Annotated in this window: 20 protein-coding genes; 9 read left to right on the top strand and 11 right to left on the bottom strand. The window is 73.2% G+C overall.

Annotated features, from left to right (window positions below):
• Nucleotides 1-44 precede the first annotated feature (44 nt).
• The 7 genes from murD to rsmH form a co-directional block, all read right to left on the bottom strand.
• Nucleotides 45-1,481, bottom strand: coding sequence for a UDP-N-acetylmuramoyl-L-alanine--D-glutamate ligase (gene murD, locus DBP14_RS26530; protein ID WP_129309621.1), 1,437 nt, complete (start codon nucleotides 1,479-1,481; stop codon nucleotides 45-47).
• Nucleotides 1,463-2,536 carry a phospho-N-acetylmuramoyl-pentapeptide-transferase gene (mraY, locus tag DBP14_RS26525; protein WP_129309620.1) on the bottom strand — a complete coding sequence of 358 codons (1,074 nt, stop codon included), beginning with the start codon at nucleotides 2,534-2,536 and terminating at the stop codon, nucleotides 1,463-1,465. The genes murD and mraY overlap by 19 nt, the downstream gene beginning before the upstream one ends.
• Entirely contained in the window at nucleotides 2,533-3,939 is a 1,407-nt protein-coding gene (gene murF / locus DBP14_RS26520; protein ID WP_129309619.1) for a UDP-N-acetylmuramoyl-tripeptide--D-alanyl-D-alanine ligase, read from the bottom strand. Before murF ends, mraY begins: the two co-directional genes overlap by 4 nt.
• A gap of 28 nt (nucleotides 3,940-3,967) precedes the next feature.
• Complete coding sequence (locus DBP14_RS26515) at nucleotides 3,968-5,488, bottom strand: UDP-N-acetylmuramoyl-L-alanyl-D-glutamate--2,6-diaminopimelate ligase (RefSeq protein WP_129309618.1); 1,521 nt, start codon at nucleotides 5,486-5,488, stop codon at nucleotides 3,968-3,970.
• Between the two features lie 213 nt (nucleotides 5,489-5,701).
• The gene (locus tag DBP14_RS26510) at nucleotides 5,702-7,714 is read right to left on the bottom strand and encodes a penicillin-binding protein 2 (protein WP_277752736.1); all 2,013 of its coding nucleotides are present in this window, start codon (nucleotides 7,712-7,714) and stop codon (nucleotides 5,702-5,704) included.
• 5 nt (nucleotides 7,715-7,719) lie between these two features.
• Nucleotides 7,720-8,277 carry a septum formation initiator family protein gene (locus DBP14_RS26505; RefSeq protein WP_129309616.1) on the bottom strand — a complete coding sequence of 186 codons (558 nt, stop codon included), beginning with the start codon at nucleotides 8,275-8,277 and terminating at the stop codon, nucleotides 7,720-7,722.
• Between the two features lie 63 nt (nucleotides 8,278-8,340).
• The gene (gene rsmH, locus DBP14_RS26500; RefSeq protein ID WP_129309615.1) at nucleotides 8,341-9,297 is read right to left on the bottom strand and encodes a 16S rRNA (cytosine(1402)-N(4))-methyltransferase RsmH; all 957 of its coding nucleotides are present in this window, start codon (nucleotides 9,295-9,297) and stop codon (nucleotides 8,341-8,343) included.
• A gap of 419 nt (nucleotides 9,298-9,716) precedes the next feature.
• Here rsmH and DBP14_RS26495 point away from each other — a divergent pair, with 419 nt between their 5' ends.
• The 4 genes from DBP14_RS26495 to DBP14_RS26480 all read left to right on the top strand — a co-directional run bounded on the left by DBP14_RS26495 (nucleotide 9,717) and on the right by DBP14_RS26480 (nucleotide 15,284).
• On the top strand, nucleotides 9,717-10,244 hold the full coding sequence (locus DBP14_RS26495; protein ID WP_129309614.1) for a carbonic anhydrase: 528 nt from the start codon (nucleotides 9,717-9,719) through the stop codon (nucleotides 10,242-10,244).
• Between the two features lie 263 nt (nucleotides 10,245-10,507).
• Nucleotides 10,508-11,548 (top strand): MoxR family ATPase, encoded by a 1,041-nt coding sequence (locus DBP14_RS26490; protein WP_129309613.1) that lies wholly within the window; start codon nucleotides 10,508-10,510, stop codon nucleotides 11,546-11,548.
• Entirely contained in the window at nucleotides 11,548-12,903 is a 1,356-nt protein-coding gene (locus DBP14_RS26485) for a DUF58 domain-containing protein (protein WP_129309612.1), read from the top strand. Before DBP14_RS26490 ends, DBP14_RS26485 begins: the two co-directional genes overlap by 1 nt.
• Entirely contained in the window at nucleotides 12,903-15,284 is a 2,382-nt protein-coding gene (locus tag DBP14_RS26480) for a DUF3488 and transglutaminase-like domain-containing protein (protein WP_129309611.1), read from the top strand. Before DBP14_RS26485 ends, DBP14_RS26480 begins: the two co-directional genes overlap by 1 nt.
• A 127-nt stretch (nucleotides 15,285-15,411) precedes the next feature.
• On the opposite strand, the gene DBP14_RS26475 is transcribed toward DBP14_RS26480, so the two are convergent.
• The 3 genes from DBP14_RS26475 to DBP14_RS26465 all read right to left on the bottom strand — a co-directional run bounded on the left by DBP14_RS26475 (nucleotide 15,412) and on the right by DBP14_RS26465 (nucleotide 17,612).
• Complete coding sequence (locus DBP14_RS26475) at nucleotides 15,412-15,801, bottom strand: DUF3040 domain-containing protein (RefSeq protein WP_129309610.1); 390 nt, start codon at nucleotides 15,799-15,801, stop codon at nucleotides 15,412-15,414.
• A gap of 268 nt (nucleotides 15,802-16,069) precedes the next feature.
• On the bottom strand, nucleotides 16,070-16,891 hold the full coding sequence (locus tag DBP14_RS26470; protein WP_164992413.1) for a methyltransferase: 822 nt from the start codon (nucleotides 16,889-16,891) through the stop codon (nucleotides 16,070-16,072).
• 157 nt (nucleotides 16,892-17,048) lie between these two features.
• A complete protein-coding gene (locus DBP14_RS26465; protein WP_129309609.1) occupies nucleotides 17,049-17,612 on the bottom strand; it encodes an SAV_6107 family HEPN domain-containing protein in 564 nt (187 codons plus the stop codon).
• A gap of 172 nt (nucleotides 17,613-17,784) precedes the next feature.
• Between DBP14_RS26465 and DBP14_RS26460 the strand changes: the two genes are divergently transcribed.
• From DBP14_RS26460 to DBP14_RS26440, 5 genes are all read left to right on the top strand, one after another.
• Nucleotides 17,785-18,648 carry an ATP-binding cassette domain-containing protein gene (locus DBP14_RS26460; protein WP_129309608.1) on the top strand — a complete coding sequence of 288 codons (864 nt, stop codon included), beginning with the start codon at nucleotides 17,785-17,787 and terminating at the stop codon, nucleotides 18,646-18,648.
• Complete coding sequence (locus tag DBP14_RS26455; protein WP_129309607.1) at nucleotides 18,620-20,704, top strand: YhgE/Pip domain-containing protein; 2,085 nt, start codon at nucleotides 18,620-18,622, stop codon at nucleotides 20,702-20,704. The genes DBP14_RS26460 and DBP14_RS26455 overlap by 29 nt, the downstream gene beginning before the upstream one ends.
• A gap of 47 nt (nucleotides 20,705-20,751) precedes the next feature.
• A complete protein-coding gene (locus DBP14_RS26450) occupies nucleotides 20,752-21,381 on the top strand; it encodes a TetR/AcrR family transcriptional regulator (RefSeq protein WP_129309606.1) in 630 nt (209 codons plus the stop codon).
• 379 nt (nucleotides 21,382-21,760) lie between these two features.
• Nucleotides 21,761-22,390: a DUF4126 domain-containing protein gene (locus DBP14_RS26445; protein ID WP_129309605.1), complete on the top strand. Its 630-nt coding sequence runs from the start codon at nucleotides 21,761-21,763 to the stop codon at nucleotides 22,388-22,390.
• A gap of 81 nt (nucleotides 22,391-22,471) precedes the next feature.
• On the top strand, nucleotides 22,472-23,980 hold the full coding sequence (locus DBP14_RS26440) for an NAD(P)/FAD-dependent oxidoreductase (protein WP_129309604.1): 1,509 nt from the start codon (nucleotides 22,472-22,474) through the stop codon (nucleotides 23,978-23,980).
• Between the two features lie 20 nt (nucleotides 23,981-24,000).
• On the opposite strand, the gene DBP14_RS26435 is transcribed toward DBP14_RS26440, so the two are convergent.
• Nucleotides 24,001-24,927, bottom strand: a complete 927-nt coding sequence (locus tag DBP14_RS26435) for a hypothetical protein (RefSeq protein WP_129309603.1) — start codon at nucleotides 24,925-24,927, stop codon at nucleotides 24,001-24,003.
• Nucleotides 24,928-24,969: the final 42 nt, after the last annotated feature.

The following is a 24,969-nucleotide window of genomic DNA, read 5'->3' as shown; positions in this document are numbered from 1 at the left end:
GTCCCACGCGTCCCTCCCAAAGTCCGCCCGGCAGGCGGCCGGGGTCAGGCGCCGAGTTCGCGGACCGCCGCCGCGAACGCGTCACCGCGCTGGTTGTAGTTGGTGAACATGTCCATGGAGGCGCAGGCCGGGGCCAGCAGCACCGTGTCGCCGGGCCGCGCGAGCCGCCTGGCCTCCGTCACCGCCCGGAGCATCGCCCCAGTGTCGGTCTGTTCGAGGTCGACGACGGGTACTTCGGGGGCGTGTCGCGCGAGGGCGTCGCGGATGAGGGCGCGGTCGGCGCCGATCAGGACGGCGGCGCGCAGGCGCGGCGCGGACCTGGCGACCAGTTCGTCGAAGGTGGCGCCCTTCGCCAGACCGCCCGCGATCCATACGATCGGATCGTATGCCGCCAACGACGCTTCGGCCGCGTGGGTGTTGGTGGCCTTGGAGTCGTCGATGTAGGAGACGCCGTCGAGGTCGGCGACGTGGGTGATGCGGTGGGCGTCGGGGCGGAAGGCCCGCAGTCCGTCGCGTACGGCCGCGGCCGGCACCCCGAAGGCGCGCGCGAGGGCGGCGGCGGCGAGGGCGTTGGCGATGTTGTGCGGGGCCGGCGGGTCGACGTCGGCGACCTCGGCCAGCTCCTGCGCGTTCTTGTGCCGGTTCTCGACGAAGGCCCGGTCGACGAGGATGCCCTCCACGACGCCGAGCTGGGAGGGTCCGGGGGTGCCCAGGGTGAACCCGACCGCCCGGCAGCCCTCCTCGACGTCCGCCTCGCGCACCAGGTCCTCAGTGCGCTTGTCCGCGACGTTGTAGACGCAGGCGACCCGGTTGCCCTCGTAGATACGGCCCTTGTCGGCGGCGTAGGCCTCCATGGAGCCGTGCCAGTCGAGGTGGTCCGGGGCGAGGTTGAGGACGGTGGCGGAGTGGGCGCGCAGGGAGGGCGCCCAGTGCAGCTGGTAGCTGGAGAGTTCGACGGCGAGGACGTCATACGTCTCCTCGCCGAGGACCACGTCGAGCAGGGAGACGCCGATGTTGCCGACGGCGGCGGTGCGCAGCCCGGCCGCCTTCAGGATCGAGGCGAGCATCTGCACGGTGGTGGTCTTGCCGTTGGTGCCCGTGACGGCCAGCCAGGGCGCCGCGTCGGGCCCGCGCAGCCGCCAGGCCAGCTCCACGTCGCCCCAGACCGGCACGCTGGCCTCGGCGGCGGCGAGGAACAGCGGCTTGTCGGGCTTCCAGCCGGGTGTGGTGACGATCAGCTCGGTGCCCTCCGGGAGGGTCGCCCCGTCGCCCAGGCGCACGGTGACGCCGAGCGCCCGCAGCTCCTCGGCCTGGGCACGCGCGCGTGCGTCGTCGCCGTCGTTGACGACCGTGACGCGCGCGCCGCGCGCGTGCAGCACCTTGGCCGCCGGGATACCGGAGACGCCGAGTCCGGCGACGGTGACGTGCTTGCCCCGGAGGTCGAGGGGTGCCGAGCCGGTGGTCACTTTTCCGCTGCCCATCCCGCGTAGAAGAGGCCCAGTCCGACGATCACACAGATGCCTTGGATGATCCAGAAGCGGACCACCACCAGGACCTCGGACCAGCCCTTGAGTTCGAAGTGGTGCTGGAGGGGCGCCATCCGGAAGACGCGCTTCCCGGTGAGCCGGAAGGAGCCGACCTGGATGACGACCGACATGGTGATGAGGACGAACAGGCCGCCCATGATGGCCACCAGCAGCTCGGTGCGCGAGAGGATGGCCAGGCCGGTGAGGACACCGCCGAGGGCGAGCGAACCGGTGTCGCCCATGAAGATCTTGGCCGGCGAGGTGTTCCACCACAGGAAGCCCAGGCAGGCCCCCATCAGCGCGGAGGCGACCACGGCCAGGTCGAGCGGGTCGCGCACCTCGTAGCAGGCGCCCGGGTTGGTCAGGGTCGTCGCGTTGGCGCAGGATTCCTGGAACTGCCAGACGCCGATGAACGTGTAGGCGCCGAAGACCAGGACGGAGGCGCCGGTGGCGAGGCCGTCCAGACCGTCGGTGAGGTTCACGCCGTTCGACATCGCGAGGATCATGAACAGCGCCCAGACGACGAACAGCACGGGGCCGATCGACCAGCCGAAGTCCGTGATGAACGACAGCTTGGTGGACGCCGGGGTGTTGCCGCGCGCGTCGGAGAACATCAGCGACAGCACGGCGAAGGCGATGCCGACGATCAGCTGGCCGGCCATCTTGGCCTTCGCCCGCAGGCCCAGCGACCGGCGCTTGACGATCTTGATGTAGTCGTCGAGGAACCCGACCAGACCCATGCCGACCATCAGGCCGAGCACCAGCACGCCGGAGAACGTCGGCGGCTTGCCGGTGATCACCTTGCTCAGGAAGTAGGCGACGACCGTCGCCAGGATGAAGGCGATGCCGCCCATGGTCGGCGTGCCGCGCTTGCTGGCGTGCTCGCGCGGGCCGTCGTCACGGATGTACTGGCCGTAGCCCTTGCGGGCGAGGAGCTTGATCAGCAGCGGGGTGCCGACCAGCGTCAGGAAGAGGCCGATGACTCCCGAGAACAGGATCTGGTTCATCATCGGGCGGCGACCTCGCCCTCGGCACCCGTCCCGGTCAGCGCCTCGGCGACGCTCTCCAGACCCACCGAACGGGACGCCTTCACGAGAACGACGTCTCCCGGGCGCAACTCGCTGCGCAACAGGTCGACCGCCGCCTGTGCGTCGGACACGTGCACCGACTCCTCACCCCACGAACCCTCGTTGTATGCGCCCAGTTGCAGCCAGGAGGCCTCGACCCCGCCGACGGCGACGAGCTTGCCGACATTGAGCCGGACGGCGAGCCGTCCGACGGCGTCGTGCTCGGCGAGCGCCTCGTCCCCCAGCTCGGCCATCTTGCCGAGCACCGCCCACGTGCGGCGCCCCTTTCCCATGGCCGCGAGAGCCCTGAGGGCGGCCCGCATGGACTCGGGGTTGGCGTTGTAGGCGTCGTTGACGATGGTCACGCCGTCCGGGCGCTCGGTGACCTCCATGCGCCAGCGGGAGAGGGAGCCCGCCTCGGAGAGCGCGGTGGCGATCTCACTTGCGGACATGCCCAGCTCATGGGCGACGGCGGCCGCGGCGAGCGCGTTCGACACGTGGTGCTCACCGTACAGGCGCATCGTCACATCGCTTGCACCGGAGGGTGTGTGAAGCCTGAACGACGGCTGTCCGCTGTCCGTGAGTCGTACGTTCTCGGCGCGTACGTCCGCTTCGGCCGACTCTCCGAAAAGGACCACCTTCGCCTTGGTACGGGAGGCCATGGCCCGCACCAGCGGGTCGTCGGCGTTGAGGATCGCGGCCCCGTCCTCGGGGAGCGCCTCCACCATCTCGCCCTTGGCCTGCGCGATCTGCTCGCGCCCGCCGAACTCGCCGATGTGGGCGGTGCCGACGTTGAGGACCAGGCCGATCCGGGGCGGGGTCAGTTCGGTGAGGTAGCGGATGTGGCCGAGGCCGCGGGCGCCCATCTCCAGCACGAGGAACCGGGTCTCCTCGGTGGCGGTCAGGGCGGTCAGCGGCAGCCCGATCTCGTTGTTGAGCGACTGCGGCGTGAACACGGTCGGCGCGTGGCGCATCAGGACCTGCGCGATGAGGTCCTTGGTGCTGGTCTTGCCCGCCGAGCCGGTCAGGGCGACGAGGGTCGCGCCGAGCCGGCGTACGACGTGCCGGGCGAGGGCGCCGAGGGCGGCCTGCACGTCGTCCACGACGATCGCGGGAACACCGACCGGGCGGGAGGCCAGTACCGCGGCCGCGCCCGCCTCGATCACCTGCGCCGCGAAGTCGTGGCCGTCCACGCGCTCGCCGACGAAGGCGACGAAGAGGCTGCCGTCCCGGACCTCCCGGGAGTCCCGGACGACCGGTCCCGTGACCTGGACGGACGGATCCGGTATGTCGTGCGTCTGCCCGCCGACGACGCTTACGATCTCGGCGAGGGAGAGGGCGATCACAAGTTCATCCCCTGGGGTTCGAGGATTTTCATCCCTGGGTGTTCTGGATGGCTTCGCGGAGCACCTGGCGGTCGTCGAAGGGACGCACCACCCCGGCGATGTCCTGGCCCTGCTCGTGGCCCTTGCCCGCGATCAGCACGGTGTCGCCGGGCTCGGCGCGGCCCACGGCGGCGGCGATGGCGGCGGCCCGGTCCTCGAACAGGAGCACCTCGCCGCGCTCGTGCGCGGGCACGGAGGCCGCGCCCTGGAGCATGGTCGCGAGGATCGCGAGCGGATCCTCGGAGCGGGGGTTGTCGGAGGTGAGCACGGCCGTGTCGGAGAGCCGGGCCGCCGCGGCGCCCATGGGGGCCCGCTTGGTGGTGTCCCGGTCGCCGCCGCAGCCGAGGACGACGTGCAGCCGGCCCTTGGTGACCTTGCGCAGGGCCTTGAGGACCGATTCGACGGCGTCGGTCTTGTGCGCGTAGTCGACGACCGCCAGGTAGGGCTGGCCGGCGTCCACGCGCTCCAGGCGGCCGGGCACGCCCGGCACGGCGGCGATGCCGTCGGCGGCGGTCTGCGGGTCGAGGCCGGCCGCGGCGAGGGCGACGATCGCGGCCAGGGTGTTGGCCACGTTGAACGGGCCCGCGATCGGGGACTTGGCGGCGATCCGCTCGCCGTTCGGGCCGAGCACGGTGAACGTGGAGTCCACCGGGCCGACCTGGACGTCCTCGGCGCGCCAGTCGGCGTCCGGGTGGCCCTCGGCGGAGAAGGTGACGACGGGGACGGTGGCCTCGGTGACGAGCCGGCGGCCGTAGTCGTCGTCGAGGTTGACCACGCCGAGCCTGCTGCGCTCCGGCGTGAACAGCTGGGCCTTGGCCTGGAAGTAGTCCTCCATGCCGGAGTGGAACTCCATGTGCTCCGGGCTGAGGTTGGTGAACACGGCGATGTCGAAGACGCAGCCGTCGACCCGGCCGAGCACCAGCGCGTGGCTGGAGACCTCCATGGCGACGGCCTCGACGCCGCGTTCCCGCATGACCGCGAACAGGGCCTGCAGATCGGTGGCTTCGGGGGTGGTGCGCTCGGACTTGATGCGCTCGTCGCCGATGCGCATCTCGACCGTGCCGACCAGTCCGGTGGACTTCGCCGTGCGCAGGCCGCCCTCGACGAGGTAGGCGGTGGTGGTCTTGCCGGAGGTGCCGGTGATGCCGATCTGGAGCAGATCGCGGCCCGGCCGGCCGTAGATGGTGGCCGCGAGTTCGCCCATCTGCGCGCGCGGGTCGCCGACGACCAGCACGGGCAGTCCGGTGGCCGAAGCGCGCTCGGCGCCCGACGGGTCGGTCAGCACGGCGACCGCGCCGAGGCCGGCGGCCTGGGTGACGAAGTCCGCGCCGTGCAGGCGGGCGCCCGGCAGGGCGGCGTACAGGTCGCCGGGGCGCACGGCGCGCGAGTCGTGGGTGATTCCCGTGACTCCGGCGGCGGCGTCGGGAGCGGCGGCACCCAGCTGACCGGCCAGCTCCGCGAGGGGTGTGGCGGTGACCTGAACCGGTCGGGGCGGTCCCGGGTATGTCACGGAAGCGCCTTTCTGGGTGGTTTGGGACTGATCAGCGTGTGGCACGGCGGTGAGCGTACCGGGCGTACCCGCTCCGGGGCGAAGTGAGGGGGCGGGGGCGCCGTGGTTCCCGGGATCGGGGGTGATCGTTGTCACGGGCTCGTTCCTGGTGCTTTCCGTGTGCTTCCGAGTGCTTTCCGTGGTGCGCGGGGGCGCGGTACGGCGGGCCGCCGGTCAGGGCTTGTAGGTGACGGGCAGGTTCGCCGGACCGGCGCCGGTGGGCGGGACCTGGAGGGTCTTCAGGGCGAACTCCATCACCTGCTTGTAGATCGGGCCGCAGATGGAGCCGCCGAAGTAGCTGCCCGAGGTGGCGTTCTGGATGGCGCAGTAGACGGTGACGCGTGGGTTGTCCGCGGGTGCGAATCCGGCGAACGAGGAGGTGTAGCCGTGGTACCTGCCGGTGGCCGGATCCACGCGGTTGGCGGTGCCCGTCTTGCCCGCGACCCGGTAGCCGGGGATGCGGGCCTTGTTGCCGGTGCCGTGCTCGTCGTCGACGACGGACTCCAGCATCTGGGCGACGGCCTTGGCGGTCTTCGCGCTGACCACCCGCCTCTTGTCGGGCTGGGGGGCGGGGGTGAACCGCCCGTCGGCGCCGCGGGTGCCGCGCACCAGGGTCGGCTCGACGCGCACGCCGCCGTTGGCGATCGTCGAGTAGATGGACGCCGCCTGCATCGCGTTCAGGGAGAAGCCCTGGCCGAAAGGAATCGTGTACTGCTGCGACGTCGACCACTTCGACGGCGGGGCGAGGATGCCCGCCGTGGCGCCGGGGAAGCCGAGTCCGGTGGGCCTGCCCATGCCGAAGGCGCGCAGGTACGAGTAGAGCACCTTGTTGGCCTCCGGCTGGGTCTTGCCCAGTTCGCCGGTGGCCAGGATGGTGCCGATGTTGCTGGACTGGGCGAGCACCCCGTTGAGGGTCAGGTACTCGGTCTTGTGGTCGACGTCGTCCGAGAACAGCCGGTCGCCGCGGTGCAGCCGGTTCGGTACGACGACGTGGGTGAGCGGGGTGGCGACGTGCGCCTGGAGCACGGCCGACATGGACATCACCTTGGCGGTGGAGCCGGGCTCGTAGGCGTCCTGGACGGCCGCGTTGCCCATGGCCGCGGCGTCGGCGTGCGCGAGGTCGTTGGGGTCGAAGCCGGGGGCGTTGGCCATGGCGAGGACCTGGCCGCTGCGGGCGTCCTGGACGATGACGTAGCCGCGGTCCGCCTTGGACTTCTTCACCTGCTCGCTGATGGCCTTCTGCGCGGCCCACTGGATGTCCCGGTCGATCGTCAGCTCGATGTCGGAGCCGGGCACGGGCGGGGTCTCGGTGGAGCCCGCGGTGGGCACCTCACGGCCGCCGGACTGGGCGTAGCGGATCTTGCCGTCCTGGCCGGCCAGTTCCCCGTTCAGCGCCTGCTCGATGCCGCCGCCGCCCTTGCCGTCGGCGTTGACCCAGCCCAGCACCCCGGCGGCGAGGTCGCCGTTGGGGTACACGCGCTTGCTGCTGGGGTCGGCGAAGACACCGGCGAGCACGTTGGCCGTGTTGTTGTCCGTCTCGGCCTTCTTGGCGAGGGTGGCCCGCAGGTCCTTGATCTGCTTCCAGACCTGCGGGGTCTGCCGGACGGCCAGCCGCGCGTAGCGGGACGCCTTGTTCGCGGGCCGCAGCTTCTTCACCAGGGCGGGCCGGCTCTGCCCGAGGATGGGCGCGAGGAGCGCGGCGGCCTGCTCGGGGCCGTCGTCGATCTTCAGCTGCTTGCGGGTGAACATCGTCGGGTCGGCGGTGATGTCGTACGCGTCCTCGCTGACGGCGAGGGCGACGCCGTTGCGGTCGGTGATGCCGCCGCGCTCGGCGGCCAGCGTGTGCACGACGTACCGGTTCTGCTCGGCCATCGCGGCGTACGTGCTCGCGTCGACGGCCTGCACCTGCAGCAGCCGTACGACGCAGGCGGCCAGCACCAGCGTCAGGGCGAGCGCGACCATGCGCAGCCGGGGGCGGGGGCTGCCGAGCCGGAGCGGACGCCGGACCGGGGACCGGGCCGCCGAGGCGGAGGAGGGGCGGCGGGGCGGGCGGGCGCCGGGCCCGGGCTGCCTGCGTACGGCGCCCCGCGCGCGCGGGGGCTCGCCCCGGTCCGGGCGTGGCCGGGGGCGCGGGGAGGACGTGGCGGGCCTGGGCACGCGGCGGCGCGGCGGTTCCCTGTCGGACACTTCCGTCACCTGCCGGGGGTCGGGGTCGGGGCGGGCTGCGCCGGGGTGCTGAGGGGGGTCACCGCGGGAGCGGTGGGCGTGGGGGTGGCCGTGGGGCCGGGGGTGGTGGCGCTCGGCGTGGGCGTCGGGGACGCGGTGGGCGTGGCGCCCGGCGGCAGGGCCTCGGGGGCCACCGGGTCGTGGAGGGACGCGGGCTCCGGTGCGGCGGGGCTCGGTACGCCCTTCACGGTGCCGTCGGGGCCCAGGAAGACCGGGTCGCCGCCGGGGACCATGCCGAGCTGGCGGGCGCGGCGCTGGAGGGCGTCGGGCGCCGAGTAGGCGTCGATGTCCCGCTGGAGGGCCTGTTCCTCGTCGGTGAGGTTCTTGGTGCTCTTCTGCAGGTCGTCGAGTTTGAACGAGCCTTCGCTGAGCGCCGAGTTCAGCACCAGCAGACCGATGAGGCCGCCGCCGAGGAGCAGGACGACGAGGAGCACGAACGGGGCACGGGCGGCCTTGGCGCGGCCGGCCGGGAAGAGCCGGGCGAGCCGGGCGGCCCGCCCCTTCAGCTGGGGTTTTCTACTCACCGGGCCTCCCGCGGGTCGCACCGGACCTGCGGTGGGCTGGGGAACCGGACCGACCCGATCCGCTCACTCGACGTCCTCCCTGATCCGCTGGGCGCCGCGCAGCCGTGCCGGGGCGGCCCGGCGGTTCTGCGCGATCTCTTCCTCGGTGGGAAGTTCGGCACCACGCGTGAGCAGCTTGAGTCTCGGCTGGTAGCGCTCGGGCACGACGGGCAGTCCGGGCGGAGCCGTGGACGCGGCGCCGGCCGCGAACACCTGCTTCACCAGCCGGTCTTCGAGCGAGTGGTACGACAGCACGGCGAGGCGTCCGTCGACGTCGAGCGCCTTCACGGCGGCCGGGATCGCCCGTTCCAGGACGGACAGTTCGCCGTTGACCTCGATGCGCAGCGCCTGGAAGGTGCGCTTGGCCGGGTTGCCCCCGGTGCGCTTGGCGGCCTGCGGGAGGGCGTCGCGGATCAGTTCGACGAGCCGCGCGCTGTTGGTGAACGGCTCCTTCTCGCGTTCGCGGACGACCGCGGAGACGATCCGCTTGGCCTGCTTCTCCTCGCCGTACGCCCTCAGGATGCGCACCAGTTCACCCGCCGGGTAGGTGTTGAGGACCTCCGCGGCGCTCATGCCGGTCGTCTGGTCCATGCGCATGTCCAGCGGGGCGTCCTGGGCGTAGGCGAAGCCCCGGTCGGCCTCGTCCAGTTGCATGGAGGACACCCCGAGATCGAACAGCACGCCCTGCACGCGCGCGAGGTCGAGTCTGTCCAGCACCTCGGGCAACTCGTCGTAGACGGCGTGCACCAGGGTGGCCCGGTCGCCGTACGGGGCGAGGCGCTCGCCGGAGAGCCGCAGCGCCTCCTTGTCCCGGTCGAGGCCGATGAGCCGCGCCTCGGGGAAGCGGGCGAGCAGCGCCTCGCTGTGGCCGCCGAGGCCGAGGGTGCAGTCGACGACCACCGCTCCGGGCCGCTCCAGGGCGGGGGCCAGCAGGTCCAGACACCGCTGGAGCATCACCGGAACATGTCGACTCTGGGTCAAAGTAGCCTCTCAGGTCCGACCCGGTCGTGCGCACCGCCGGGTCCCCGCCCGCTCGGCAAGGGGCGGGCCCGCCGGCGCCGGAGGCGTCGGCCGGCCGGGAGCGGGAGGAGGCCGAGCCGTACGTACGCGCCGCGCACGTGGGAAGACCGCCGGACGCGTGCCGGGGTCTGGCGGGAAAGTCACCAGCGAGGAGGGCCTCGCCTCTCGCTTCGCGTCACTTTAGTCCACCGTGTCGCGCGGTCAATCAACCGACCTGCGCGTCGCCCGCGGGAGTGCCCCAGGTGCCGCGATGGGACGGTATTCACCCGGTCGGCCGGGTTTGCCCAGCGTGTGGAGTCGCTCACAACAAGCCACGATGGCGTTCTTTTGTCCGCTCCGGTACCGGGCCCACCGGGCGGTGCGCTTGTAGCGTCATGTCTATGACGACTTCTGCATCAGCTTCCAGTGGATCCGACGGCACCATCGACCGGCTCGTCGAGGCCAACGAGCGGTACGCCGACAAGTTCACCGACCCCGGGATGGACGCCCGGCCGGTGCTGAACGTCGCGGTCGTGGCGTGCATGGACGCCCGTATCGACCTGCACGCCGCGCTCGGTCTGCACCTCGGCGACTGTCACACCCTGCGCAACGCGGGCGGCGTCGTCACCGACGACGTGATCCGCTCGCTGGCCATCAGCCAGCGCGCGCTCGGCACCCGCAGCGTGGTCCTCATCCACCACTCGAACTGCGGCATGGAGATGATCACCGAGGAGTTTCGGCACGAGCTGGAGCTGGAGGTCGGTCAGCGTCCCGTCTGGCCGGTCGAGGCGTTCAAGGACGTCGACCAGGACGTGCGGCAGTCCATGGAGCGCGTGCGCACCTCCCCGTTCCTGCTCCACACCGACGACGTGCGCGGCTTCGTGTTCGACGTGAAGACCGGCCGGCTGCGCGAGATCGACCCCGCCTGACCCGCCGTACCGGCCCGTCCCGAGCCCCCACCTGCGCACTCCTTCCACCGGCGACGTCGAGAACGTCGGTGGAAAAGGCCGCAAGACCGACATAGTGCGGGCAGTTGTCCACAGGCGAGTGACACGAATCGGTAACGGCGGCAAGAATGCGGGGGTGTGGCGTCACGCGTAGAACCTTTCATGCGTGGTGTCCGTGTTCGGGGTGGGCCGGTTTCGCATCGCAGAGCGTCGGCCCGGAGTAAGAACGGGCCGAGGAGGGCCGGGTGACGACCTATGACGATCGAGCGAACCTCACTGATCTGACCGCCACTGTGGAGCGTGTCCGCAGGTCGGTGGAGGGTGTGATCGAGGGCAAGCCCGAGGTCGTGCGGCTTTCGCTGACCGTGCTGCTCGCCGAGGGGCATCTGCTGATCGAGGATGTCCCCGGCGTGGGCAAGACGATGCTCGCCAAGGCGCTGGCCCGGTCCATCGACTGCTCGGTGCGGCGCATCCAGTTCACGCCCGACCTGCTGCCGTCGGACATCACCGGCGTGTCCATCTGGGACCAGCAGCAGCGGGACTTCGAGTTCAAGCCGGGCGCCATCTTCGCGCAGATCGTGATCGGCGACGAGATCAACCGCGCCTCCCCCAAGACGCAGTCCGCGCTGCTGGAGTCCATGGAGGAGCGCCAGGTCACCATCGACGGGCAGACCTACGAGCTGCCGAGCCCCTTCATGGTGGTGGCCACGCAGAACCCGGTCGAGATGGAGGGCACCTACCCGCTGCCCGAGGCCCAGCGCGACCGCTTCATGGCCCGCGTCTCCGTCGGCTACCCGAGCGCGGACGCCGAGCTGCGGATGCTGGACGTGCACGGCGGGGTGTCCCCGCTGGAGGACCTGCAGCCGGTGGCGCACGCGCACGACGTGGTGAAGCTGATCGAGGCGGTGCGCGGCGTCCACGTGGCCGAACCGGTCCGGCGCTACGCGGTGGACCTGGTCGCCGCCACGCGCGCGCACCCCGACCTCAGACTCGGCGCCTCCCCGCGTGCGACGCTGCACCTGCTGCGCGCGGCGAAGGCGGCCGCGGCCCTGGCCGGCCGGGAGTACGCGCTGCCGGACGACGTGCAGGCCCTCGCCGTCGCCGTCCTCGCGCACCGCCTGCTGCCCACCGCGCAGGCCCAGCTGAACCGGCGCACCGCCGAGCAGGTGGTGCAGGAGATCCTGCAGCGCACCCCGGTGCCCGCGGAGCCCGGCCGGCAGAGCGGGTTCGGCGGCCTCGGCCGGGGCGTGCCGGCGTATCCGCAGCAGCCCCCGCGGGGTCTGTGATGAGCGCGGGGGGGACGGGACCGGCGGAGACCGACCGCGGCGAGAAGAGCGGCGTCCGCACGGCCCTGGCGGGGCTCACCACCCGCGGCCGGTCCTTCCTGGCGGCCGGGATCGCCGCGGCGGTGTGCGCCTACGTGCTGGGGCAGAACGACCTGCTCCGGGTCGGTCTGCTGCTCGCCGCGCTGCCGCTGATCTGCGCGGCCGTGCTGTTCCGCACCCGCTACCGGGTGGCCGGCAGCCGCCGCCTCTCCCCCGCGCGCGTGCCGGCCGGCAGCGAGGCCCGGGTGCATCTGCGGATGGACAACGTCTCCCGGCTGCCCACCGGGCTGCTGATGCTTCAGGACCGGGTGCCGTACGTCCTCGGGCCGCGGCCCCGCTTCGTGCTGGACCGGGTGGAGCCGGGCGGCCGCCGCGAGGTGTCCTACCGGGTCCGCTCGGACCTGCGCGGCCGCTATCCGCTGGGCCCGCTGCAACTGCGGCTCAGCGATCCGTTCGGGATGTGCGAACTGACTCGCTCCTTCTCGGCGTACGACACGCTGACCGTCGTCCCGCGCGTGGAGGCGCTGGCCACGGTCCGCTTCAGCGGCGAGGCCAAGGGGTACGGCGACGGGCGGCAGCGCTCGCTGGCCCTCGCCGGCGAGGACGACGTGATCCCGCGCGGCTACCGGTACGGCGACGACCTGCGCCGGGTGCACTGGCGGTCCACCGCGCGCTACGGCGAGCTGATGGTGCGCCGTGAGGAGCAGCCGCGCCGCTCCCGCTGCACGGTGCTGCTGGACACCCGGGGCATCGGCTACGAGGGCGCGGGCCCCGACTCGGCCTTCGAGTGGGCGGTGTCCGCCGCCGCCTCGGTGCTCGTGCACATGCTCGAACGCGGCTTCTCGGTGCGGCTGCTGACGGACACCGGGAGCTCGGTGCCCGGCGAGGGCTCCGACGGGTTCGCGGGCGGCCAGGAGACGGCGGACGCGGCCGGGCTGATGATGGACACCCTCGCGGTGATCGACCACTCCGACGGCACGGGCCTGTCCCGCGCCTACGACGTGCTGCGCGGCGGGAACGAGGGCCTCCTGATCGCCTTCCTGGGCGATCTGGACGAGGACCAGGCGGCGACGGTCGCCAGGATGCGCCGGCGCAGCGGCGGCGGCGTCGCGTTCGTCCTGGACCCGGACACCTGGGTGCGGGAGCCCACCGACGTGCCGGCGCCGGGCAGCCGGCACGAGGAGCGGCTGCGGATGCTGCGCGAGGCCGGCTGGACGGCGCTGAGCGTGCCGCGCGGCGGCGCGCTGAACGAACTGTGGCGGCGGGCGGACCGGGAACGGTCGGGCCTGGCCGCCGTGAGCGGGGAGGCACTGTGATGAGCGGGCGGGCCCGACTGGCCCTGTGTGCCGCCGCGGCCACGCTGATGGCGTCGTGCTCGCTGCTCCCCCTGGTCGACCAGCCGAGCTGGCTGTTCGAGGCGGCCCTGCTGGTCGCCGTGCAGACCGGGGTGGGCATGGCCGCCCGCCGGGTGCCGCTGGGCCGGCCCCTGACGGTGGCGGCGCAGCTCCTGGTCTCCGTGCTCCTGCTGACGGTGTTCTTCGCCCGGGAGCAGGCGGTCCTCGGGCTGATTCCCGGCCCGGACGCGTTCGCGCACGTCGCCGACCTCCTCCAGCAGGGTTCGGACGACGTCAGCCGGTATGCGATACCGGCGCCGGTCACCGACGGCATCAAGCTGATGCTGATCGGCGGTGTCCTGCTGATCGGCCTGCTGGTGGACACCCTCGCGGTGACCTTCCGCAGTGCCGCCCCGGCGGGTCTGCCGCTACTCGCGCTGTACTCGGTGGCCGCCGGGCTGTCCGACGGCGGCGCGGACTGGCTGTGGTTCCTGGTCGCGGCGGGCGGCTATCTGATGCTGCTGCTCGCGGAGGGCCGGGACCGGCTCGCCCAGTGGGGCCGGGTGTTCGGCGGCGCGCCGCGGACGCCGGGCGACCCGGAGGGCGCGGTGGCGCCGGTGCGCACCGGGCGCCGGATCGGCGCGGTGGCGCTCGGCGTCGCGCTGGTGGTGCCGCTCACGCTGCCGGCGATGCAGGGCGGTCTGCTGGACGCGGCCGGGACCGGCGTGGGCCCGGGCAGCGGCGACGGCGGCACGATCTCGGCGGTCAACCCGCTGGTGTCGCTGCGGGACAGCCTCAACTCGGACAACGACCGCCAGGTGCTCTCGGTGCGGACGAGCAGCGAGGACATCTCGGACCTGTACCTGCGGATCGTCTCGCTGGACGACTTCGACGGCACCACCTGGAAGCCGTCGCAGCGGCACATCGTCGGTGTGCCGCACACCTTCCCGGCACCCGTGGGCCTGGGCACGGACATCAAGCGGACGACGGTGCGCACGACCATCACGGCGGCGGACTGGTACGCGCAGGACTGGCTGCCCATGCCGTACCCGCCGAGCGGCGTGGACATCAGCGGCCGCTGGCGGTACGAGCCGGTCGGCATGACGCTGGTCGGCGACCACGGGCAGACGACGCGCGGCGAGAAGTACCGGGTGACCAGCCTGGACGTGCGGCCGACGGCGCAGCAGCTGGCCGACGCCCCGGCGCCGCCCGCGGCCCTGGAGCGCGAGTACACCAAGGTGCCGTCGGCGCTGCCGAAGGTGGTGGCCGACACCGCGCGACAGGTCACCTCGGGCGCGTCGAGCCACTACGAGGAGGCGGTGAAGCTCCAGGACTACTTCGCCGTGTCGGGCGGCTTCACCTACGACACCCAGGTGGAGGTCGGCCGGGGCCCGAACGCGATCGCGGCGTTCCTGCGGAAGAAGCAGGGCTTCTGCGTGCACTTCTCCTTCGCCATGGCGGCGATGGCCCGCACGCTGGGCATCCCGGCCCGCGTGGCGGTGGGTTTCGCGCCGGGCACCCCGCAGGCGGACGGCACGGTGTCGGTGAGCCTGAAGGACGCGCACGCCTGGCCCGAGCTGTACTTCGAGGGCGTGGGCTGGACCCGCTTCGAGCCGACTCCGACCCGGGGCACGGTGCCGTCGTACACCCAGTCGGACTCGCCGGGCACGGCGGTGCCGGACCCGGCGCTGCCGTCCAGGAACGCGTCTTCGGCGCCCTCGGCGGCGGCCTCCCCGACGGAGAGCTGCTCGGCGGGCCTGCGCAGGCTGGGCGGGTGCGAGAGCCCGTCCGCGGCGGCGGCGCCGTCCGGTGGCGGCGGCGGGACTCCCCCGTGGTGGTACGCGCTGATCGGGCTCGCCGTTCTGGCCGTCCTCGCGGTGCCGCTGTCGCCGATGCTGTGGCGGTCGCGGGTGCGGTCGCTGCGGCTGGGCGGGTACGCGCGGTCCGAGGAGGGCGCGGCCGCGCACACGCTGGCCGTGTGGCAGGAGCTGACCGACAGCGCCTGGGACGCCGGCATCCCGCCGGACGAGTCGCAGACGCCGCGCGGGACGGCCGCCCGGATCGTCCGGCTGGGCCGCCTCGATCCGGCGGCCGGGGCCGCGGTGCACCGGGTGGCGGACGCGGTGGAGCGGGTGCTGTACGCCCCCCGGCCGGGGGCGGTCGCCGGGCTCGCGGAGGATGTGCGCCGGGCGGTCACCGCGCTGAACGCGGGCCTGGGCCGCCGCGGCCGGCTGCGGGCACGGTTCGCACCGCGTTCGGCGGTGCGGCTGCTGTGGGCGGCATCGGCCCGCTGGGCCGGTGTCAGGGCCCGGGTGACGGCGACCCGGCCGAGCCTGCGGAGGCCGTCGGGCCAGCAGGGCTGAAGCCGGGCCGGCAGGGCTGAGCCACGGGCCCTCTCCCCTCGGGGAGGGGCCCGTGGCGGTGGCAGGACACGCGTGAGGGGTGCCCACCTGGTGGTGGGCACCCCTCACGGATGTCGGGAGCGGGTCGCTAGCGGCCCTGTTGTTCGTCGCGGCGGCGCTGCCAGCGCTCCTCGATCCGGTCCATCATCGAGCGCTTGGGCCGCACCTGGCGGCGCGGGGCACCCGCCGCCGGCTGTTCACCGGGCTTGGGCGCCTTGCGCCAGCCGGTGACGGCGAGGACGGCGCAGCCCAGCATCACCAGGAAGCCGACCACACTGATCCAGATCTGCTGTGCGACCATTCCGGCCATGAGGAGCGCGATACCCACGAGGAAGCCCGCGACCGCCTGGTAGACCCGACGCCGGGTGTACGTTCGCAGCCCGTTTCCCTCAAGCGCTGTCGCGAACTTGGGGTCTTCGGCGTACAGCGCTCGCTCCATCTGCTCAAGCATTCGCTGCTCGTGGTCAGAGAGCGGCACGGAGTCCTCCTCGTCGTGCAGTCGCCGGGGCGACCCGGGGGGTCCCTTCAGGATAGGCAGGGAATCGACCCCGTGAAACCCGCCCCTCTACGCCAATCGGCCAACCGGGGCCCGCCATCACGTCCCGGCTCGCTGAGGCTTCCATTCCCCGGCGGCCGACCCGTCATGCCGGGCGGTTCACCTCGATCATACGGCGCAAACCCCTCGTTCGGGCGGCTTGTGGTGTACTCCATCCGCCGTCCCGCCGCTGATCAGCGGCGGGTCAGGTCTACGCGCCGCCGCCGGTCTCACCGAGTACGTGGAGCTGCGTGGCCACGGACTGGAACGCGGGCAGCGCGGCCGCGGCGGCCTCCAGCTTCAACAGGGCTTCCAGGGCGCTCGGCTCGGTGTCCACGAGGACGCCGGGCACCAGGTCGGCGAAGACCCGCACGCCGTGCACAGCGCCGACCGTGAGCCCGGCGCCCTCGACGAGCGCGATGAGCTGGTCGGCGGTGAAGCGGCGGGGCATCGGGTCGCCGGAGCCCCAGCGGCCCTCGGGGTCGTGCAGGGCCTGCTTGGCCTCGGTGAAGTGACCGGCGAGGGCGCGGGCGAGCACGGCGCCGCCGAGGCCCGCGGCGAGCAGGCTGAGGACGCCCTCCTCGCGCAGCGCGGCGACCGCGTTGCGGATGCCCTCGGCCGGATCGTCGACGTACTCCAGGACGCCGTGGAACAGCACCACGTCGTAGCCGCCGCGCTCCACCACGTCGAACAGGCCGTGCGCATCGCCCTGCACGCCCTTGACCCGGTCGGCGACGCCGGCCTCGGCGGCCCGGCGCTCCAGCGCGAACAGCGCGTTGGGGCTGGGGTCGACGACGGTGACGCGGTGGCCGAGGCGGGCGACGGGCACGGCGAAGTTGCCGCTGCCGCCCCCGGTGTCGAGTACGTCCAGCGACTCCCGTCCGGTGGACTTGACCCGGCGGTCGAGCGCGTCCTGGAGGACCTCCCACACCACGGCGGTCCGCAGGGAGGCGCGGGACCGGGAGGGGTCGGAGCGCAGCGACGCCGCCTGGGGGTGCTGGGGGGAGACGGGCGGGCGCATCGGGTCCGACACGGCGTTGACTCCTCGGAAGGGCGGAAGCTTGAGCGACCTCCACCCTATTGCCTCCGCCGCCCTGCCTGGTCATCGCGGCCGCACGCCGCCGGGTCCGTCTCGCACGCCGGACACGGTGCGCGGGCCGGGACGGGGCGAGCCTGCGGCCGGTCCGGGGTCAGCCCGCGTCCGGGAGGTCGTCGCGGGCTCTGGGCGCTGCCGGCCGGCCGGTGTCCGGCCGGGGCTGGGGCAGGACCGGCTGGAGGGTGAGCATCCGCTCGACGAGGCGGATGAACATCGCCACGTCCCGTACGAGGTCGTCGGCGTCCCGGCGGCCGGCGGCGCCCGGGATACCCGCCTCCGCGCGGGCCCGGCGGGCGGCTCCGGAGGCGAACAGGGCGCTCCACTCGGTCAGCTCGGGCGCTATCTCCGGCAGCACCTCCCAGGCGCTGCGGATCCGGGGCCGGCGCCGCGGTGCGGGATCGGGGCGGCCCCGGGCCGCGAGCACGGCGGCGGCGGTGCGCAGAGCGGCGAGGTGGGCCGTCGCATAGCGCTCGTTCGGCGTGTCCAGGACGGCTGCCTCGTCCAGCCCGGCGCGGGCCTGGGCGAGCAGGTCGAGGGCGGCGGGCGGGGCCGTGGCCCGGCGGAGCACGGGGTGCACGTCGCTCGCCGGACCGGTCAGTGAGGGGGCAGGGCCGGTGGCGCGGCGCCGGCTGGCGGCGGCCGCGGACGGGTTGGCCATGACGAACCTCCTGTCGTCTGGGTGACGGCACGGGTGCCGTATGTGCCCATCGTGAGGTATGGCACTGACAATCCGTTCTGACCTGCGCTTTTGCCTCGACCGACAGTTCGGGAGTATTTTTGCACTGACCAGTCAGTTCAAATACTCGGGCACGGGAAGCAGGGCGGGGCGGATGGACGGCGGGGATCGCGGGGGCGGCGGCGTGGAGGGCGGCCGCGTGGAGGGCGTACGGGTCAGGGCCGACCGCCTGGGGCTCAAGGGGTCGCGGGGCTGGGCCTTCCGCGGGGTCACCCTCGACGCGGAGCCCGGCTCGCTGATCGCGATCGAGGGACCGTCCGGCTCCGGCCGTACGTGCCTGCTGCTCGCGCTCACGGGCCGGATGAAGCCCACCGAGGGGACGGCCGAGGCGGGCGGCCTCCCGCTCCCCCGGCGGATGGCCGCCGTGCGCCGCGTCGCGGCCCTCGCCCACGTCGCCGGGGTCACCGACCTGGAACCGGCCCTGACGGTCGGCGAGCACCTGCGCGAGCGGGCCCTGCTGCAGCGCAGGTTCGGCGGCGCCCTGCGCGAGGTGCTGCGGCCCCGTCCCGAGCGGACGCACGGGGCCCGGTTGCGCGTCGACGCGGCCCTGGCCGCCGCCGGACTCGACCCGGAGACACTGCCCAAGGGCTCCCGGACGGCCGTACGGGACCTGGAGCGGATGGAGGCCCTGCGCCTCTCCGTCGCCCTGGCGCTGATCGGCCGGCCCCGGCTGCTCGGCGTCGACGACCTCGACCTGAAGCTCTCGGACACCGAGCGCACGGAGGCGTGGAACCTGCTGCGGTCCCTCACGCGCGCGGGGACGACGGTCGTGGCCGTGTGCCGCACCGCCCCCGAGGACGCCGGCACCGTCACCGTCTCCACGGACACGGAGACCGACACGGACACGGACACGGACGCCGTCACGGACACCGGGACCGACACCGCCGCAACCACCACCGACGCCACCTCCACCGGAGAGGAGGACTCCGATGCGCTCGCCGAGGCTGGCCGTTCTTGAGCTGCGGCGCTTCGGCCGCGGCCGGCTCCCGCGCGCGGCCCTGGTCGCGCTGCTGGTGCTGCCCCTGCTGTACGGCGCCCTGTACCTGTGGTCCTTCTGGGACCCGTACGGCCGGCTGGACCGCATCCCGGTCGCCCTGGTCAACGACGACAAGGGGGCGACCGCCGACGGGCAGAGGATCGCGGCGGGCGACGACATCGTCGACGGGCTGCGCGACAGCCGGACCTTCGACTGGCACGAGGTGAGCGCCGCCGAGGCCCGCCGGGGCGTGGAGGACGGCACCTACTACCTGTCCCTGACCATGCCGGCCGACTTCAGCCGGCGGATCGCGTCCAGCGCGGGCGACTCCCCGGAGACGGGCGCGCTCCAGGTCCGGACGAACGACGCGAACAACTACATCGTCGGCCAGATCTCCCGCACCGTCTTCAACGAGGTCCGCTCGGCGGCGTCCACGCACGCGTCCCGGGGCTTCCTGGACAAGATCTTCGTGTCGTTCTCGGACATCCACGGCAAGACGGTGACGGCCGCCGAGGGCGCCGACAAGCTCAAGGGCGGCCTGGGCAAGGCGAAGAAGGGTTCCGAGGACCTCGCCGACGGCCTGAAGGACGCCAAGAAGGGCAGCGGCAAGCTGGCCAAGGGCCTGAAGAAGCTGGACACCGGCGCGGGCACACTGGAGGACGGTTCGCAGCAGGTCGCGGACGGCACCCAGGCGCTCGCCGACAAGGTGAACGGCGTCTTCGACAGGACCGGCCCCTATCTGAAGGACAACGAGAAGACCATCGGGGACACCGCCCAGCTGGTCGCGGACTCCGCCAAGACCGTCAAGGACAACCTCGGTGAACTGGTGAAGCTCGCCCCGGGCGCCGCCAAGACCGCCCACGCCGCCTCCACCACCCTCGACGAGGTCTATCAGGCCCGCTGCGAGAAGGCGACGCTCCCCGACCCCGTCTGTCCCGACCTGAAGAAGGCCAAGCAGGCGGCCGCCGACGTGGCCTCGGTCGCCGACGACCTCAACACGCTGATCGCCGACCAGAACGGCGACCTGAAGACGCTCAAGGACAACCTCGGCACCCTCCAGAAGCAGGCCCAGGACCTCGCCGACCGCTCGCCGCACCTCTACGAGGACGTCGACGACGCCGTCAAGAAGATCAACAAGCTGAACGACGGCGCCGCGAAGGTCGCCGACGGGGCGAAGAAGCTGCACACCGGGCTCGGCACCGCGAAGACGGGCGCCACGAAGCTGGACAAGGGCCTCGGCACGGCCAAGACCGGTTCCATCACCCTGCACAGCGGCATCTACAAGCTGGCCGACGGCTCCGGAAAGCTCGCCGGCGGACTGCACGCCGGCGCCAGGAAGATCCCCGACTACGACAAGAACGACCGCGAGCACCGCACCGGCGTGATGGCCGACCCGGTCCAGCTCGCCACCCACGACCTGCACAAGGCACCCAACTACGGCACCGGCTTCGCCCCGTACTTCATCCCGCTGTCCCTGTGGGTCGGCGCGATGGTGGCGTACATGCTGATCCCGCCGCTCAACCGGCGAGCCCTGGCGGTCGGTTCGCCGGCCTGGCGGACCGCGCTGGCGGGCTGGCTGCCGGTGGTCGCGGTGGGCGTGCTGCAGACGCTCGCCCTGATGGCCGTCCTGCACTGGGCGATCGGCCTGCAGATGACCCGCGCGGCCGGCACGATCGGCTTCCTGTGCCTGGTCACCGCCTGCTTCGCGGCGATCGTCCAGTGGCTGAACGCCCGCTTCGGCGCCGCGGGCCGGATCCTCGTGCTGGCGCTGCTGATGGTGCAGCTGACCTCGGCGGGCGGCACCTACCCGGTGCAGACCAGCCCCGCGTTCTTCAACGCGCTGCACCCGTTCCTGCCGATGAGCCACGTCGTCGACGCCCTGCGCCGGCTGATCACGGGCGGCGGACTCGGCCCGGTGTGGCAGGCGTGCGCGGTGCTGGCCGCGTTCACCGCGGGCGCCCTCGCGCTGACGGCGCTGTCGGCCCGCCGCCACCAGGTGTGGACCCTCGACCGGCTGCATCCGGAGCTGAGCCTGTGATCCCCAAGAGGGCCCGGCACGCGCGCGTACCTGTGAGAATCGGGGCCATGGAAAGCAGCAGCGCCACCTCCGGCGGCGGCACGCGCCGCGAGGCGACCCGGCAGAAGCTCTACGAGGCGGCCGTCACGCTCATCGCCGAACAGGGTTTCTCCGCCACCACCGTGGACGAGATCGCCGAGCGGGCCGGGGTCGCGAAGGGCACGGTCTACTACAACTTCGCGAGCAAGTCGGTCCTCTTCGAAGAGCTGCTGCGACACGGCGTCGGCCTCCTCACCGCCTCCCTGCGCGAGGCGGCCGAGCGCACCGCGCGCGAGGGCGGCACCAAGGTGGACGCGCTGGACGCGATGGTCCGGGCGGGACTCGTGTTCATCGACCGCTACCCGGCGTTCACCCAGCTGTACGTGGCCGAGCTGTGGCGCACCAACCGGGCCTGGCAGTCCACGCTGATGGTGGTCCGGCAGGAGGCGGTCGCGGTCGTCGAGGGCGTGCTGCGCGAGGGCGTGGCGGCCGGCGAGTTCAGCGACGAGATCGATGTGCCCCTGACGGCGGCGGCGCTGGTCGGCATGGTCCTGGTGGCCGCCCTGGACTGGCAGTCCTTCCAGCCGGAGCGCTCCCTGGACGACGTCCACTCGGCGCTGTCCCGGCTGCTCCAGGGACGGGTCAGCGGCAGGGCCTGAGCGGGCGCCCCTCCAGGAGGAACGGCGAGGGCGCCGGTCCGTCGCCGGACCGGCGCCCCGCCCACTCTCCCCCGGTGGGTCGCCGCACTCCCCGTACGGTCCACCCTCGGAACCCCCCGTTCCGGTCGTCCCCCGGGTCTCCCCGTGTCTCGCTTCCGCCGACGGATCGGCGGAAGGAGCGGCCGGGGTGCGGGCACCGTTCCGCCGCCCCGTGTCGGCGGTGCCGGGCCCGCTCCCGCTTGCCGTGCCTCCACTCTCCCGTTCCCGCAGGTCGCGGCCCATCCGCGCGGGTACTCATCTCCGCACCTAGGTACAGGTACTCAGACGTCCGCACCCGGACCCAGGACGCGGGCCCGCGCGCCTGGCTACGATCGCGTCCGTGTCCGTACTCCCCTTGGTGTTCACCAGTGGCTGGGCCAGCGGCATCAACGCCTACGCGGTGGTGCTGCTCCTCGGCCTGTTCGGCGCGACCGGCCTGAGCGACGACGTGCCCGCGGCACTGCAGCGTCCCGAGGTGCTGATCGCGGCCGGTGTGCTGTTCCTGTGCGAGGCCGTCGCCGACAAGATCCCCTACGCCGACTCGGTGTGGGACATCGTGCACACGGTGGTCCGGCCGGCGGCGGGCGCCTGGGTCGGCGCGCTGCTCGCCGGGCACAGCGGCTCGCTGTCGGACGTGGCGGCCGGGGCGATCGGCGGTTCGACGGCACTGGCCAGCCATGTCGTCAAGGCCGGGACGCGGATGGCGGTGAACACCTCGCCGGAGCCGTTCAGCAACATCGTGCTGAGCATCGCCGAGGACCTCGGGGTGGCCGGACTGGTCGCGTTCGCGATCTTCCATCCGGTGGCGGCGGCGGTCGTCGCCGGGATGTGCCTGCTCTCCGGGCTCGTCCTGCTGGTCTTCCTCGTCTCGCGGATCCGCCGCTACCTGCGGCGCCGGGCGGAGCGGCGGCAGGAGCGCCGGCTCGCCGCGCGGATGCCGGCCCCGCCGGGCCCGCCGCCCGCCTGGTAGGCCCCCTCCAGGCATCCCTGGTCCCGTCCGCCGGCCCGCCCGTGGACGGGATTGTCAGTGGCGGTCGATAAAGTCGCGGTCATGGCACGGATTGTGGTGACCGGCGCCGGGATGGGCGCGATGGCGGCCGCTGCCCGGCTGGCCGTCGCGGGCCACCGGGTGGCGGTGTACGAGCGTACGGAGACGTACGGCGGTGCGGTGCGCCGGTTCGAGCGGGACGGGTTCGGCTTCGACACCGGCCCCGGTCTGCTGCCGCTGCCCGCCGTGTACCGGGACCTGTTCGTGAAGACCGGCAAGGAGTCGCTGGAGACTTGCGTCGAGCTGGTCCAGGTCGACCCGGCGTCACGGCACGTCTTCGCGGACGGCACCGAGGTGTCCCTGCCGAACGCCTCCCGCGCGGGTGTCGTCACGGCGCTGGACGAGGCGCTCGGTTCCGGCGCGGGACAGCGCTGGGGCGACTTCCTGGTGCGGGCCCGCGAGGCGTGGGACCGCACCCGGCGCCCCTTGCTGGAGGAGCCCCTGTGGGCCGACTGGCGGGTGCTGACCGAGCGGGAGCCGTATCCGGCGGTGCCGCACAAGCGCCTGCTGCGCACCCGCCGGGCGAGCACCCTGGCCGAGATCGGTGCCTGGGAGCTGCGCGACCCCCGCCTCGCGGCCCTGTTGGGGGGGTACGCGCTGGCGCACGGGGTCGATCCCGTCGCGGCACCGGCGAGCGCGGCGGTGCTGCCCTACATGGAGCACGCGTTCGGGACCTGGTATGTGCGCGGCGGCATCCGGGAGTTGGCGCGCGCGGTGTACGAGCGGTGCGTGCGGCGCCGGGTCGCGTTCACCTTCGGCGCCGAGGTGACGGGAATCGTGGAGAAGGACGGCCGGGCGGCGGGCGTGGAGCTGGCCGACGGCACGGTGACCGAGGCGGACTTCGTGGTCGGCCCGGCTCCCGGGCGGCTCGGCGGCCTGCTGGGCGGCCGCGAGCCGTACGGCCCGGACGCGGTCCGGCCCGGCGCCGAGGGCCCGCACACCGGCCGCGTGGTGGTGTGCCTGGCACTGCGCGGCGCACGCGAGCCGCACGCCGCGCACCGCACGGTGGTCCACTCGCCGGAGGCGACCGCCGAGTTGGGCCTGTTCGGCGCGGGGACGGCACCGGAGCGCCCGACGGTCCGGGTCGACCGGCCCGGCGACCCGGCCCTGCGGCCCGACGACGCGCACGAGTCGGTGGTGCTCACCGCGACCGTGCCCTCCGCCCAGGGGTACGACTGGGCGGCGCCGGGCGCGGCGGACGCCTTCGCGGACCGGATGCTCGCCGCCGCCGAGCGCGCGGTGCCGGGACTCGGCGAGCGGATCCTGTGGCGCGAGGTCCGTACGCCCGTGGACACCGAGCGGGAGACGGGGGCCGCCGGCGGTGCCGTCCCGCCGCCCTCCCTGGCCGCGGCCGGGGGCTCGCTGTACCCGGCCAACAGCACCGTGGTACCGAACCTGTTCACCGCCGGGGGCTGGTCGCACCCCGGCGGTGGTCTGCCGCACGCGGGCATGTCGGGCGCGCTGGTCGCCGGACTGGTCGTGGAGGGCCCGGAGTTCCGCGGCTCCCGGTAGGCCGGGGCGCGGCAGGGCCGTCAGAAGCGGTACTGCTCGCCGTAGCCGGCGCCCGGCTGCTGCAGTCCGTCCTGCTGGTAGGGGTACGGCTGTTCCTGCGGGAGTTCGCCGCCGTAGGTCTCGTCGGTGCGCTGCTGCGGTACCCAGACGCCGTCGGCCGGGGTCTCGCCGTAGCCGCCGGTGCCGTAGGCGTCCTGTCCGTACGTCTGCTGCCCGTACTGCTGGCCGTAGCCGGTGTCGTAGGAGCCGCCGCCGTAGGACTGGCTGCCGATGTACGGGTCGGAGTAGTTGGCGTAGCTCTGCTGGCCGCCGCCGGTGTCGTAGCCGTAGCCCTGCTGGCCGTAGCCGGAGTAGTCGTAGGCGTAGGCCTGGTCGGCCGTGGCGTAGCCCTGGTCCTGCGGCTGGGCGGCGGTCGCGTAGGCGCCGGTGTCGCCGTAGACGCCGTAGGAGCCGGTGTCGTCGGGCAGGGGCTGCGGCTCGTAGACCGCGGTGGTCTCGGCGGGCCGGGCCGGGGTGAAGACGTCGTCGCGGTCGTAGTCGTCGTCGGTGCCCGGGGCGGGGGCCTCGGCGCTCTGCTCGGCGGCCCGGTCGCCGGTGCCCTCGGCGGCTTCGAGGTCGGAGACCTCCAGGGTGGGCTCCTGGCGCCTGCCGCGGCGCCGTTTGCTGCCGCCGCCCGCGCCCTCGGCGTCCTCCGGGCGCTTCACGGCCCAGCCGGCGGCGAAGCCGCGGCGGAACGACAGCGTGACGTAGGTCTGCCCGATCGCGAAGGCGATCGCTCCGATGCCGATGACGACGACGGAGGGCATCAGCACTCCGAGCACGACGCCGAGGAAGCCCACGAACGCGAGCAGCCGCCAGCGCAGCCGCGCCTTGTACTGCAACAGCACTTCGCCCAGCAGCCACAGCGCGACGCCGCCGAACGCGATGTAGAGGACCGTCCAGCCCATGTACGCCCCTCTCCCAGTGGCCGCTCCGCAGTGTGTCGTATC

Origin of the sequence: Streptomyces sp. L2, from assembly GCF_004124325.1 — a bacterium.
Classification (GTDB): domain Bacteria; phylum Actinomycetota; class Actinomycetes; order Streptomycetales; family Streptomycetaceae; genus Streptomyces.
The sequence above is the reverse complement of the archived record's forward strand: the minus strand, read 5'-3'. Positions and strand labels throughout refer to the sequence as shown.